Source organism: Streptomyces sp. NPDC002868, assembly GCF_055563295.1.
This window is the reverse complement of record NZ_JBVHDR010000001.1, coordinates 99,200-112,168: the sequence shown is the minus strand read 5'-3', so window position 1 is coordinate 112,168 and position 12,969 is coordinate 99,200. Positions and strand designations below refer to the sequence as shown.

The window sequence follows — 12,969 nt, the reverse complement described above, 5'->3', positions numbered from 1 at the left end:
GGTCGTGGCAGCGATCGCACTGGGGATCGCTGCCACAGTCGGGGTGATCACGCTGGTCGCGGCCCTCAGTCTGGCAATCGGTGCAGTGATGCACGAACTCTCTCCGGACACCGACGTCTCACCCGCCAACGCCGTGTTCTCCGGCCTTGCGTTCGGCGCGGTGGTCATCGCCCTGGCGGTCCAGCACCGACAGCTGCACCGCCAGAACACCAATCTGAGCATTCAGCTCAAGCACATGGCCCAGGCGAACGGCTTTCACGAGCGCAGCGCCCTGACGAATCAGCACCGCCTTCAGTTCGAACTGCTGAGCAAGGCGATGGAGGACCCGGATCTGGTCGCCGTACTGGACACCTATGAGCTTGAGGTCCCGCTGGTGAAGCAACGGCAGTATCTCTTCGCCAACGCCGTCTACAACAACGTCCTCCACGCGTACCAGATCGGCTCGACGAACGAAACGGAGGTGTACGGACATCTCCGGGTCATCTGCCAGAACGCCATCTTCCGCGAGTTCTGGGAGATGACGAGCCATCACCGCGCCAGTCTGAGATACGAGTCGCGCGAGGCACAGCTCGGCCGCGTGGTCGACGGCATCATCGCGAGGCAGCGCCTGGACCGTGCGAACTGGTGGACCGATCCGCCGTGACGGGCGCGGCCGGGCCTTTTACGCAGTTTGCCCGCCCCGTGCCCTCCATTCGGGTAACGGTATGACCAAGCCGAATACCTTGAGGGAGCTGGAGGAGTTACCTGGCCGGATTGCCTGCAACCAGAAACCTAGGAACGGCCACCCGTTGAAGATCGTGCGCAGAATTGGCGCTTCCCCACGCGAGCGCGGAAGCCTTTCGGGTCAGACTTGTCCCGATATTTTCGAGTTGAGTGACGGCAATTTCGCCGTCATCGGGACAGACGTCACCGCTGTCCTCGACAGTGAGCTCCCGCCCGACGCAGGGCGTGCCGAATACGAGCGGATCGTGGTGGTGAGCCGCGAGACCCTTGTTCGCGCGAAGGCCGACATCCCTGACGCCTGACCCCGTACGGCAAGCGCACACAGCCCGGTACCGCCAAGCGGTGCCGGGCCGCGGCATGGGTCAGGACACTGCCGAAACACGAGCTGGGGCGGCGGCGGTCCGACATAGCGGGCCGCCGGGCGGATGATCTTCGAGTCCGCCGCCGGCTCAAGGATGTTGGCGCTCCAGCCGACGACCCTGGCCGCACAGAACGTGGGCGTGAACATCTCACGCGGCAGCCCGCACAGCTCCATGACCACCCCGGCGTAGAACTCCACATTGGTGTGCAGTTCGCGGCCCGGCTCGAGTTCGGCGAGGATCGCCTCGACGCGCGCCTCCACCTGGACCGCGAACTCCACCAGAGGTCCGCCGAAGCGCTCGGCGATCCCCCGCAGCATTCGCGAGCGAGGGTCCTCGGTGCGGTAGACGGGATGGCCGAAGCCCGTGATCCGCTCCCCCGCCAGGACCCGTTCCCTGATCCAGGGGTCGATACGCTCCGGCGTGCCGATCGCATCGAGGGTGTCGAGGGGGCCCGGTTCGGGGCGCCGCCGTGCAGGGGACCCGAGAGCGCGCCGATTGCTCCCACCAGGCAGGCGGCCACATCGACTCCGGTGGAGGTGATCACGCGAGCCGTGAAGGTCGAGGCGATGAAGCCGTGGTCGACGGTGGAGACGAGGTACTGCTCGACCGCCCGGGCCTGCGCCGGTTCCGGCTCGGAACCGGTCAGCATGTAGAGGTAGTTGGCGGCGTACAGCAGGTCGTCACGTGGTTCGACCGGCTCCAGTCCCTCGCCCAGCCGGTACAGCGCGGTGATCAGCCTCGGCACCGTCGCACACGCGGCGAGCGCGTCCGTCCGGCGACGGTCGGCGTCGAGGTCGTACACCGGGCGCAGCCCCGCGGAGGCTCCCAGCAGGGAGAGCGCGGTGCGCAGTCCGGCGAGCGGCCCGGACAGCGCGCACGAGCGGGCTATGGCGGGCAGTGCGGCGCGGACGTCGTCGGGTAGATGACGCAGGGACGCGGTGTACTCCTCGAAGGCCGCACGCTGCGCCGCGTCCGGCAGCTCGCCGTAGAACATCAGATGCCAGACGTCCTCGAAGCCGCGCTTCTCGGCGGCGGATGCGTCCGAGCGGGCAGTACGACGGCCCCCGCCCGCCCAGGCCGTTGCCGTGAGCGGGCGGAGGATTCGATGCGTCCGAGACGTCGCCGGGGACGCCGAGACCGCGCCGACGGGCGGACCGTACGGCTCCGAGTGCCAGCGGATCGCTCGCGCAAATGATCTCGGTGTCCGGTGTTGTCCGAGGAGGCTCCCCAGGTCAGCTTGATCTGGTCGGAGCTGTTGGCCGCGTCCTTCTGCAGCTTGATCTTGCTGCCCACCGGGAAATGGAAATTTCGGAAAGGCCGCTCGGCCATCTACCGTTCCTAGGCATGAGCCCCGTTCCGACCACCCCCGCCCGGCGCCGGCGGTTCGGCTGGCCGCAGCGGGTTTTCTCCCAGGTCCTGCTGATGCAGCTGGCCATCGCCACCGGTGTCACTGTGCTGGCCACCGGTCTCTTCCTCGCGCCGCTCAGCGCCCAGCTCGACGACCAGGCGATGCGCCGGGCGCTCGCCATCGCCGAGACCACCGCGTCCCCGGAGGTCGCCGACGAGCTGCTCGGCTCACGGCCGACGGCTGCCGGTCCGGTACAGGCCGAGGCCGAGCGGATCCGGGAGGCCACCGGTGCCGAGTACGTCGTGATCATGGACAGGCGCGGGGTGCGCTGGTCCCACACCGCTCCCCAGGAGATAGGCCGGGTCGTCTCCACCGACCCCAGCGCGGCGCTGGCGGGCAACGAGGTGATGGAGATCGACAGCGGGACACTCGGCCGATCCGCCCGCGGAAAGGTGCCGCTGCGCGACGACAGCGGCAGGATCGTCGGCGCGGTGTCGGTCGGCATCGAGTACGACAGTGTGCGCGCCCGCCTGCTGGCCGCGATCCCCGGGCTGCTCGCGTACGCCGGCGGGGCACTGGCCGTCGGCGCCCTGGCCGCCTATCTGATCTCCCGCAGGCTCCAGCGGCAGACGCACGACCTGGCCTTCTCCGACATCTCCGCGCTGCTGGCGGAGCGCGAGGCGATGCTGCACGGCATCCGGGAAGGGGTCGTGGCCCTCGACAGGTCGGGCCGGATCCGGCTGATGAACGACGAGGCGCAGCGGCTGCTCGGCCTCGGCCACGAGGCGATGGGGCGGCCGCTCGACGAGGTGCTGGGCGAGGGCCGAACGACCGATGTACTGGCCGGCCGGGTCACCGGCGAGGACCTGCTGACCGTACGCGGCAACCGGGTGCTGATCGCCAACCGGATGCCCACCGACGACGGCGGCGCCGTCGCCACCCTGCGCGACCGCACCGAGCTGGAGCAGCTCGGCCGCGAGCTGGACTCGACCCGCGGACTGATCGACGCCCTGCGCGCACAGGACCATGAGCACGCCAACCGGATGCACACCCTGCTGGGACTCCTCGAACTGGAGATGCACGAGGAGGCAGTGGAGTTCGTCACCGAGGTGGTCGGCGTGCACCGGGCCACCGCCGAGCAGGTCACCGAGAAGATCCATGACCCTCTGCTGGCCGCACTGCTGGTGGGCAAGGCGACGGTAGCGGCGGAGCGCGGCGTCTCGCTGCGCATCGCGCCGGGAACGCTGCTGCCCGACCGGCTGGTGGACCCGCGCGGTCTGGTCACGGTCGTCGGCAACCTCATCGACAACGCGCTGGACGCGGCCGCCGGATCGCAGGACCCGCGGATCGCGGTCGAGCTGCGGGCCGAGGGCCGTACGGCCGTCCTGCGGATCGCGGACAGCGGCCCGGGAGTCCCGCCCGAACAGCGGGAGTTGATCTTCACCGAGGGCTGGTCCACCAAGGAACTCCCTGCCCACGGCAAGCGCGGACTCGGCCTGGCGCTGGTGCGCAGGCTCGCGGAACGGCAGGGCGGCAGCGCACGGGTGCGCGAGGCGCCGGGCGGCGGCGCCGAGTTCACCGTCGTACTCCCCGAAGCGCTGACCGAGCCTGGGCTGGCCACGGTCGTGGAGGCACGATGATCGATGTACTGGTGGTGGACGACGACATCAGGGTCGCGGAGATCAACGCGGCCTATGTGTCCAAGGTGGCCGGCTTCCGAGTCTCCGCGAAGGCCTACTCGGCGGCCGAGGCACTCGCCCGGATCGCCGACAGTCCGGTGGATCTGATCCTGCTCGACCACTATCTGCCGGACGGGAACGGGCTCGCGGTCGTACGCGAGCTGCGCAGGCTGGGCCACCAGACCGATGTGATCATGGTGACCGCGGCCCGGGATGTGGCCACTGTCCAGGCGGCGATGCGCCATGGCGCGCTCCAGTACCTGGTGAAACCGTTCAACTTCGCGGGCCTGCGCGCCAAGTTGGAGGCGTACGCCTCGCTCCGCCGCACCCTGGAGGGCGGCGGTGAGGCCGAACAGGCCGAGGTGGACCGGATCTTCGGGGCACTGTCGGCCGGCTCGATCGCCCCGGACCTGCCCAAGGGCCACTCGCCGACGACCGCCGAGCTGGTGCGCCAGGTACTGCTGGCCGCCGAAGGACCGCTGTCCACCCAGGAGATCGCGGAGCGTGCGGGGGTGAGCCGGCAAACGGCGCAGCGCTATCTGAAGCTGCTGGAGCGGGCGAGCCGAGTGCAACTGAGCCTGAAGTACGGCGAGACGGGCCGCCCGGAACACCGGTACCTCTGGTCGGCGAGCATCTGAGAAGACCGGTCCGCAGGCGGCTTTCGTCGGCGAGCATCTGAGAAGACCGGTCCGCAGGCGGCTTTCGTCGGCGAGCATCTGAGAAGACCGGTCCGCGGGTGGCCTTCGACCGCGCCGCGAGCTTCAGACCGCTCCCGCGCCCGTGAGCGACCGCACCTCTGTCTCCGCGTGCTTCGCGGCGTCCGGCGGCTCAGCAGACGTCACGGTGCCGATCCAGCCCGCCAGGAAGCCCAGCGGGATGGAGACCAGCCCCGGGTTCTGCAACGGGAAGACATGGAAGTCCACCCCCGGGAAGAGCGCCTCCGGGCTGCCCGTCACGACCGGCGAGAACACCACAAGCAGCACCGCCGGAATCAGCCCGCCGTACACCGACCACACCGCGCCGCGCGTGGTGAAGTTCCGCCAGAACAGCGAGTAGAGCAGTACGGGCAGATTGGCGGAGGCGGCGACCGCGAAGGCCAGGCCCACCAGGAACGCGACGTTCAGATCGCGGGCGAGCAGCCCGAGCGCAATGGCGGCCGCCCCGATGGCTACCGCGGCGACCCGGGCGACGGCGACCTCGCTGCGCTGCTTGGAGTGGCGCCGCTTGAGTGAGGCGTACAGGTCGTGGGCGACCGAGGCCGAGGAGGCGAGGGTGATACCGGCGACGACGGCGAGGATCGTCGCGAAGGCCACGGCCGCGACCACCGCGAAGAGAACCGTGCCGCCGGTCGATCCGGCGCCTCCGCCCAGATCGAGGGAGAGCAGCGGAACCGCCGTGTTCCCAGCGGCGTTCGACGCCCGTACCGCATCGGAGCCCACCACCGCGGCCGCGCCGAAGCCGAGCACGATCGTCATCAGATAGAAGCTGCCGATGAGGCCGATCGACCAGACGACCGAGCGGCGAGCGGCCCGCGCGGTCGGCACGGTGTAGAAGCGGGACAGGATGTGCGGCAGCCCCGCCGTGCCCAGGACAAGCGCCAGGCCGAGGCTGATGAAGTCGAGGCGCGCGGTCCAGTTCCCGCCGTACTTGAGGCCGGGCGAGAGAAAGTCCTTGCCGTGGCCGCTCCGTTCGGCGGCGGAGTTCAGCAGTTGGTTGAAGTCGCCGTGGAAGCGGGTCAGTACGAGCACGGTCATCGCGATCGCGCCGGCCATCAGCAGCACGGCTTTCACGATCTGGATCCAGGTGGTGGCTCGCATCCCTCCCAACGACACATAGATCACCATCAGTGCACCCACGCCGATCACGGTCCACGAGCGCGCGGCTTCGCTCGTACCGCCCAGCAGCAGCGAGACGAGGCTGCCGGCCCCCACCATCTGCGCCACCAGATAGAGAACGGACACGGCGACCGAAGAAGTTCCCGCCGCGATGCGGACCGGGCGCTCGCTCATCCTCGATGCGACGACATCGGCGAGTGTGAACCGGCCGCAGTTGCGCACGAGTTCGGCGACGAGGAGCAGGACGACCAGCCAGGCGACCAGAAAGCCGACGGAGTAAAGCATTCCGTCGTAGCCGTAGAGGGCGATGAGGCCGGAGATGCCGAGGAACGAGGCGGCGGACATGTAGTCGCCGGCGATGGCAAACCCGTTCTCCATGGGGGAGAAAAGCCGCCCGCCCGCGTAGAACTCCTCCGCGGAACCTCGTCTGTTGCGGCTCACCCAGGTCGTGATGGCGAGGGTGAGCGCGATGAACGCGCTGAAGAGCAGCAGGGCCAGAGTCTGGTGGTCGCCGCTCAACGCTCGTGCCCCCGCGTCATCTCCTGTGCTCTCGCCTGCTCCTGGGCCCTTGCCTGCTCCTGGGCCCTCGCCTGCTCCTGCACCCTTGTCTGATCGAACACGGTCCAGCGCAGATCGAGCGCGGCTCGGTCCCGGCGCAGCCGCGCATGGCGGGCATACGCCCAGGTCAGCAGGAAGGTGGTGAGGAACTGTCCGAGCCCGGCGACCATCGCCACATTCACCGCGCCCGCCACCGGCCGGGCCATCAGCCCGGGAGCCGTGGTGGCCGCGACGACGTACGCCAAGTACCAGGTGAGAAAGGCGAGGGCGGCGGGGACGACGAACCTCCGGTAGCGCCCGCGCACCTCCTGGAAGGCGGCGCTGCGCTGCACTTCAAGATAGATGTCGGCCGCGCACGGCCCGGCGCTCTGCCGGTCCGCGGACTGCGGCGGCAGGACGGGCGCGGGGGCACCTGTGCCGTCCAGCTCGCCCCAGCCGGAGGCCAGCGCGTCGTACCACGGGTCATCGAGCCGTACCCCCGCGGCGTCCCGCCCTTCCTGCTTCTCCACCGATCAACTCTCCTTGTCGGCGAACCGTTTCGGCCGCGTGTACAAGGATGGACAGAGCAGGAAGATCCCGGACGCATCTCCCGCCGGTCTTCACCCCATCAGGTGATCCCCGACCCGGGTGGCTGCGCGAGGCCTTCCCGGTAGGCGTACCGCACCGCCTGCGCACGGTCGTGAAGGCCTGCCTTCGAGAAGAGGTTGTTGATGTGGGTCTTCACGGTGGCCGTGGAGATGTGCAGCCTGCGGGCGATGTCCGCGTTGGTGAGGCCGTCCGCGATCAGGGCCAGCACCTCGCCCTCGCGCGCGGTCAGCCCGTCGGGCAGCTTCGGCCCTGAGGGTTCGGGCGCCGAGGTGACCTGCTCCAGCAGCCGGCGCTGGACGACCGGCGAAAGCCCGGCCCGGCCGGCCATGACGTCCTGGATGGCACGTACGATCTCGTCGCCGTCGGCGTCCTTGGTGAGATAGCCGCGCGCTCCCGCCCGCAGGGCCGGGAAGAGCGAGTCGTCGTCGGCATAGGTGGTGAGCACGACGATCTGGGTGCCGGGGTGTTCGCCGCGGATACGGCGGGTCGCCTCGACCCCGTCGCAGCGGGGCATCCGCAGGTCCATCAGGACGACGTCGGGGGCGAGTTCGGCGACCAGGGCGAGGGCTTCCTCGCCGTCCTTTGCCGAGCCGACGACCTCGATTCCCGGCAGCAACCCCAGGAGCATCACAATGCCCTCGCGCACCACCGCCTGATCGTCGGCGACGATCACTCTGGCGATCCGCGCGGTCATGCCGGCACTCGCAGCCGCACCACGAAGCCCTCTCCCTCCGGTCTCGCCTCCAGGGTGCCGCCGAGCAGTTCGGCCCGTTCGCGCATCCCCAGCAGACCGTACCCGGAGCCGGAGGTCCCGAGCTCACCGGCTTGGCCGGCGGCTCCCGAATCCCGTACCTCCAAAGTCACTTCGCCGTCCTCGTACACGAGCAGCATGCGTACCTTTGCGCCGGGCGCGTGCTTGCGCGCGTTGGTCAGAGCCTCCTGCGCCACCCGCCGTACCGCTTGCGAGGCCTCGGCGGTCAGCTGCCGTCGCTCACCTGTCACCTCGGTCTCCGCCCCGTCGGCGACTCCCAGCTCGCGCAGATAGTCCTCGACGGGAGCCATCTCGCCGCGCAGGGCGGAGAGCGCCTGCCGGGTCTCCGCGAGGCCTTCGCGAGCCATCACCCGGGCGGCCACCACCCGCTCCAGGATCTGTTCGCGGAACGGCCCTTCCGGGCCCCGTTCAATCTGTAGCCGGGCCGCCTCCAGATGCACGAGCTGCGCGGAGAGGCTGTGCGCGAGGACGTCATGGATCTCGCGCGCTATTCGGGCCCGCTCGGCGAGGGCCGCGGAGGTGGCCTCGGCCTCGCGCGCGGCCCGCTCCTGGGCGAGCAGCCGGAAGCCGGCGCTGCGGGCCTGGGCGTCGAGGCGCAGTGAGTAGCCGCCGAGCAGCACGGAGGCCATCGTGATCCCGGCCCCCAGGGCGCTGCTGTCCTGGATCAGCGCGAAGAAGCTGACCATCACCACGCCGGTGACCAGACCGGGGGCCGGCGGCAGGCGTTCCATCGCCATGACAGAGGCCGAGATCCACAGCACCGCCGAGGGAACGTCCGCTCCGGCGGCGTACGACCCCGCCCCCACCGCGGCAACGGCTGCGAGCAGTCCGAGCGAGGGCAGCAGCCGGTTGGCCAGGGTCGTCTGGTGGTAGCAGAGGACGGCCGCGGTGCAGCAGAGCAGGCCGAGCGCCGGAAGCACCGCTCGCCAACCGTGGAAGGCGCCCGATGCGTACGCGCTGGAGACGGCCCAGGCCGCCATGGAGGCCAGCACGGCGACGTCGAGGGCGATGCGCACACGCGGTACGCCCACCCGGGACAGCGCTTCCCGCGTGGGCCACTCGGTCCACTGGCTGCTGGGCACGTCGGGTCCCCCTCCGTCGCCCTCGATGCTACGGAGCGGGACCCCGGCCCGGGATCGGATCAGGGGTGGAGCCGACGGCTCCACCCCTGGGTGGGCGGGGCCGTCGTCAGGCGTCGATCCGTGAGCGGTCCAGCGTCGCGGCAGAGCTGGTGATGAACTCCTTACGGGGCGCGACCTCATTGCCCATGAGCAGGTCGAAGACCTGCTCGGAGGAGTCCAGGTCACCGATGTTGATCCGGCGCAGGGTGCGGTGGCGCGGGTCCATTGTGGTCTCCGCGAGCTGATCGGCGTCCATCTCACCGAGGCCCTTGTAGCGCTGGATGGAGTCCTTGAAGCGGACCCCCTTGCGCTGGAACTCCAGCAGCGTCTGGCGCAGCTCGTTGTCGGAGTACGTGTACACGTACTTGTCCTGGCCCTTCTTGGGCTGGACAAGTTCGACCCGGTGCAGTGGCGGCACGGCGGCGAAGACCCGGCCCGCCTCCACCATCGGCCGCATATAGCGCTGGAAGAGCGTGAGCAGCAGACAGCGGATGTGGGCGCCGTCGACATCGGCATCGACCAGCAGGACGATCTTGCCGTAACGCGCCGCGTCGATGTCGAAGGTCCGGCCCGACCCCGCTCCTATGACCTGGATGATCGCGCCGCACTCGGCGTTCTTGAGCATGTCCGAGACGGACGACTTCTGTACGTTGAGGATCTTTCCGCGGATCGGCAGCAGCGCCTGGAACTCGCTGTTCCGGGCGAGTTTGGCGGTGCCGAGCGCCGAGTCCCCCTCGACGATGAAGAGCTCACTGCGCTCCACGTCGTCGCTACGGCAGTCGGCGAGCTTGGCGGGCAGCGAGGAGGACTCGAGGGCTGTCTTCCTGCGCTGCGCCTCCTTGTGCTGGCGGGCCGCGATACGCGTACGGGCGGCGGCCACGGCCTTCTCCAGCACCGCGCGGGCCTGCGCCTTGGCGTCCCGCTTGGTGGAGGTCAAAAACGCCTTGAGCTCCTTGGCGACGACATTGGCCACGATCCTGTTGGCCGCAGAGGTGCCCAGCACCTCCTTGGTCTGGCCCTCGAACTGCGGCTCCGCCAGCCGGACCGTGATCACCGCGGTGAGGCCCTCCAGGGCATCGTCCTTGACGATGTCGTCCTCGGCGACGCGCAGCACCTTGGCGGAGCGCAGCACCTCGTTCACCGTCTTGGTGAGGGAGCGCTCGAAGCCGGTCACATGGGTGCCGCCCTTGGGGGTGGCGATGATGTTCACGAAGGACTTGACGGTGGTGTCGTATCCCGTGCCCCAGCGCAGGGCGATGTCGACGCCGAGCTCCCTGGTGACCTCGGTGGGGGTCATATGGCCGCGGTCGTCGAGGACCGGGACGGTCTCCTTGAAAGTGCCCTGCCCGGTCAGCCGCAGCACGTCGCAGACGGCCTTGTCCTGGGCGAGGTATTCGCAGAACTCGCTGATGCCGCCGTCGAAGCGGAAGATCTCCTCGCTCTTGCCCTCGCCCTCCAGGTCCCGCTCGTCGCGCACCACGATGGTCAGGCCGGGCACCAGGAAGGCGGTCTGGCGGGCCCGCTGGTGGAGATGCTCCAGAGAGAGCTTGGCGTCCTTGAGGAAGATCTGCCGGTCAGCCCAGTACCGCACGCGCGTGCCGGTACGGGTCTTGGGTACGCGCTTGCCCTTGAGCAGCCCGTTCGCCGGGTCGAAGGGGGCGTCCGGGCCCGACTCGGTGAAGATACCGGGGACCCCGCGCCGGAAGCTGATGAGATGCGTCGCGCTGCCGCGGTCCACCTCGACGTCGAGGCGGGCGGAGAGGGCGTTGACGACGGAGGCGCCCACGCCGTGCAGACCGCCGGACGCGGCGTACGAACCGCCGCCGAACTTGCCGCCGGCGTGCAGCTTGGTCATCACGACCTCGACGCCGGAGAGGCCGGTCTTGGGCTCGATGTCGACAGGGATGCCCCGGCCGTTGTCCTTGACCTCGACGGATCCGTCTTCGTGCAGGATCACCTCGATGTGGTCACAATGGCCCCCGAGGGCCTCATCGACGGAGTTGTCGATGATCTCCCAGAGGCAGTGCATCAGACCGCGGCTGTCGGTGGACCCGATGTACATTCCGGGGCGCTTGCGGACCGCCTCGAGCCCCTCGAGTACGAGCAGGTGCCGCGCGGTGTAGTTGGAACCGTCACGGTCTGCGGTCAGCACCGCTGTGGACGGCACGGACGTTTCGGCGGTCACGCGGTTCGCTCCTCGCTGAATTTCAGATGTGGCCCAGTGGGGTATAGGCCCGGCGTCGGTCGCCGGTCAGAGGGTACCGAGGCCTGGTAGAGCCGATGTAACGCCACCCTCCCGAATTCTCATGCTAGTCCAGCCTCGCATACATGTTCGATACCTCGATGGAGTGACGTGCACATCACGTTCCCTTCCAGGCATGAACCATTTAGGCTCCGGGCACGTCCTCATGAACAACCGGCAACCCAGCCGGGAGGGCCAAACGAGACAAGCAAACGCGAAATCCGTAGAGCGAAGCAATACGGCTCATTCGCCGCCAACCGGCAGCAGACAGCCACCTTGAGAAGAAGTTTCGAGGAAAAGCCCCGAGCGGGAACGTTTTCGGGCTGGTTGGATGTTGACCCTGGTACGACAGCTCGTCGAGCTAGAGAAGAGGCGACGTGACTACTGTTCTGACCCCCGCGAGCCCCCTGACGGCCGCTGATCGCTGCGACCGCTGCGGCGCCCAGGCGTACCTGCGTGTCGTCCTGACCAGCGGCGGTGAACTGCTCTTCTGCGCCCACCACGGACGTAAGTTCGAGCCGGAACTCAAGAAGATCGCCGCGGAAATACAGGATGAGACCGACCGACTCACGGCCGTGCCGGCCGCTGTCGGTGAAGAGGAACACTGACACCTCGCATCCCACGACGAGCCACGGGCCGGTCTCCAGGACCGGCCGACGGGCGGCCACCCCTGAATACCAGGGGCGGCCGCCCGCTCTCATACCGTGACCGCGGCGGCGGTCGCTCAGGAGGTCTTGCCTCAGGCGTCCTGCCTCAGGCCTCAGGCGCCGGCGTCAGGTCTCAGGCCTCGGTTCACCACCGGACCACGGCGGAGATCCGCGTATACACCCCCGGGCTGCCCGCCTGCCCGCAGCCGCTGCCCCACGAGACGAGACCGATGAGCTTCCCGCCGGCCACCAGCGGCCCTCCACTGTCCCCCTGACAGGCGTCCCGGCCGCCCCTGGCGTCTCCTGCGCAGAGCATCGTGGACGCGACGTAGCGCCCGCTCAGGCCGCCGGGATAGGCCTGTCCGCAGGTCTGGTCCGACAGGATCGTCACCTGCGCGGCGTGGAGGGTGGACGCATAGCTGCCATCCCCTTTCGTGTCGCCCCAGCCGTAGACGGTGGCGCTCGTCCCCGGCTGGTACGCCGGGTCTCCGGGACGTGCCAGACCGATCACCTGGGAGGAGGGCAGCGCCTTGGCCAGCGTCAGCATCGCCACGTCCACGTTGTTCGTCGTCGGGTCGTACTTCGGCGCGACCTGGGTGCCGCTGACCGCGATTTCCTGGCCTCCTGCGCCGACCAGTTCCGAGCGACCTGAGAGAACGCGCAGGTCGCGGATCTCGCTCACCTCCTTGCCGAGGACGGTCCGGCTCAGACAGTGGGCGGCGGTCAGCACCTTCGTCGGCGCCACCACGACACCTCCGCAGAACTGACCGGCGCGCGTACCCCCGAACCGGTCACGGCTGGCCAGCGCAACGACCCATGGGCTGTCGGCGACACGTGCCGGATAACCGCCCACCACCACTCCGTCGGCGGCGGCCGGCACGGGCGATGTCAACGGCGCCAATGCCGCCGCGGTGATCAGGGCCAGCGCCCCGGTCAGGGCTCGGGCGAGGGAACGACGCATAAGGGCCTCCTGACTCAGCGTGAAACGAGTCCACTCAGAGTCAGCCAGCAGACCACGGCCCGCACCCGGGCACACACGATGCGCACACGCGGTACACGCGCAGGGCGCACGGCGAAGGGCCCACTCCCCTGAC

The 12,969-nt window shown here is 69.2% G+C and carries 11 protein-coding genes and 1 pseudogene; 5 read left to right on the top strand and 7 right to left on the bottom strand.

The annotated features are described in order from the left end of the window. Positions 1-4: 4 nt before the first annotated feature. Together ACZ3H8_RS00470 and ACZ3H8_RS00465 are read left to right on the top strand one after the other, a co-directional pair. Positions 5-643, top strand: a complete 639-nt coding sequence (locus ACZ3H8_RS00470; RefSeq protein WP_467395773.1) for a DUF6082 family protein — start codon at positions 5-7, stop codon at positions 641-643. Between the two features lie 145 nt (positions 644-788). After that, positions 789-1,025, top strand: coding sequence for a hypothetical protein (locus ACZ3H8_RS00465; RefSeq protein WP_467397863.1), 237 nt, complete (start codon positions 789-791; stop codon positions 1,023-1,025). A gap of 77 nt (positions 1,026-1,102) precedes the next feature. Here the strand turns inward: ACZ3H8_RS00465 and ACZ3H8_RS00460 are convergent. Next, positions 1,103-2,187, bottom strand: a pseudogene (locus ACZ3H8_RS00460) (citrate/2-methylcitrate synthase); the annotation flags it as partial. Positions 2,188-2,429: 242 nt separating this feature from the next. On the opposite strand from ACZ3H8_RS00460, the gene ACZ3H8_RS00455 reads away from it, so the two are divergent. Beyond that, on the top strand, positions 2,430-4,073 hold the full coding sequence (locus tag ACZ3H8_RS00455) for a sensor histidine kinase (RefSeq protein ID WP_467395770.1): 1,644 nt from the start codon (positions 2,430-2,432) through the stop codon (positions 4,071-4,073). Next, on the top strand, positions 4,070-4,750 hold the full coding sequence (locus ACZ3H8_RS00450; RefSeq protein WP_467395768.1) for a response regulator: 681 nt from the start codon (positions 4,070-4,072) through the stop codon (positions 4,748-4,750). Before ACZ3H8_RS00455 ends, ACZ3H8_RS00450 begins: the two co-directional genes overlap by 4 nt. Positions 4,751-4,873: 123 nt before the next feature. Here the strand turns inward: ACZ3H8_RS00450 and ACZ3H8_RS00445 are convergent, their stop codons facing one another. From ACZ3H8_RS00445 to ACZ3H8_RS00425, 5 genes are all read right to left on the bottom strand, one after another. Beyond that, positions 4,874-6,466 carry a solute symporter family protein gene (locus tag ACZ3H8_RS00445; RefSeq protein WP_467395766.1) on the bottom strand — a complete coding sequence of 531 codons (1,593 nt, stop codon included), beginning with the start codon at positions 6,464-6,466 and terminating at the stop codon, positions 4,874-4,876. Beyond that, positions 6,463-7,014 carry a DUF485 domain-containing protein gene (locus tag ACZ3H8_RS00440; protein WP_467395764.1) on the bottom strand — a complete coding sequence of 184 codons (552 nt, stop codon included), beginning with the start codon at positions 7,012-7,014 and terminating at the stop codon, positions 6,463-6,465. The genes ACZ3H8_RS00445 and ACZ3H8_RS00440 overlap by 4 nt, the downstream gene beginning before the upstream one ends. A 98-nt stretch (positions 7,015-7,112) precedes the next feature. After that, positions 7,113-7,787, bottom strand: coding sequence for a response regulator transcription factor (locus tag ACZ3H8_RS00435; protein ID WP_398990978.1), 675 nt, complete (start codon positions 7,785-7,787; stop codon positions 7,113-7,115). Further along, complete coding sequence (locus ACZ3H8_RS00430; protein WP_467395761.1) at positions 7,784-8,947, bottom strand: sensor histidine kinase; 1,164 nt, start codon at positions 8,945-8,947, stop codon at positions 7,784-7,786. The genes ACZ3H8_RS00435 and ACZ3H8_RS00430 overlap by 4 nt, the downstream gene beginning before the upstream one ends. Positions 8,948-9,053: 106 nt before the next feature. Then, on the bottom strand, positions 9,054-11,171 hold the full coding sequence (locus ACZ3H8_RS00425) for a DNA gyrase/topoisomerase IV subunit B (protein WP_467395759.1): 2,118 nt from the start codon (positions 11,169-11,171) through the stop codon (positions 9,054-9,056). Between the two features lie 434 nt (positions 11,172-11,605). On the opposite strand from ACZ3H8_RS00425, the gene ACZ3H8_RS00420 reads away from it, so the two are divergent. Next, complete coding sequence (locus ACZ3H8_RS00420; RefSeq protein ID WP_307660675.1) at positions 11,606-11,836, top strand: DUF7455 domain-containing protein; 231 nt, start codon at positions 11,606-11,608, stop codon at positions 11,834-11,836. Positions 11,837-12,020: 184 nt separating this feature from the next. Here ACZ3H8_RS00420 and ACZ3H8_RS00415 read toward each other — a convergent pair whose 3' ends face one another. Then, positions 12,021-12,836, bottom strand: a complete 816-nt coding sequence (locus tag ACZ3H8_RS00415; protein WP_467395757.1) for a serine protease — start codon at positions 12,834-12,836, stop codon at positions 12,021-12,023. Positions 12,837-12,969 lie beyond the last annotated feature (133 nt).

What these genes read in the sequence shown, in the direction of transcription:
- ACZ3H8_RS00450 (WP_467395768.1), top strand. Translation starts at nt 4,070, where the DNA reads ATGATCGATGTACTGGTGGTGGACGACGACATCAGGGTCGCGGAGATC.
- ACZ3H8_RS00435 (WP_398990978.1), bottom strand. Translation starts at nt 7,787, where the DNA reads ATGACCGCGCGGATCGCCAGAGTGATCGTCGCCGACGATCAGGCGGTG.
- ACZ3H8_RS00415 (WP_467395757.1), bottom strand. Translation starts at nt 12,836, where the DNA reads ATGCGTCGTTCCCTCGCCCGAGCCCTGACCGGGGCGCTGGCCCTGATC.
- ACZ3H8_RS00455 (WP_467395770.1), top strand. Translation starts at nt 2,430, where the DNA reads ATGAGCCCCGTTCCGACCACCCCCGCCCGGCGCCGGCGGTTCGGCTGG.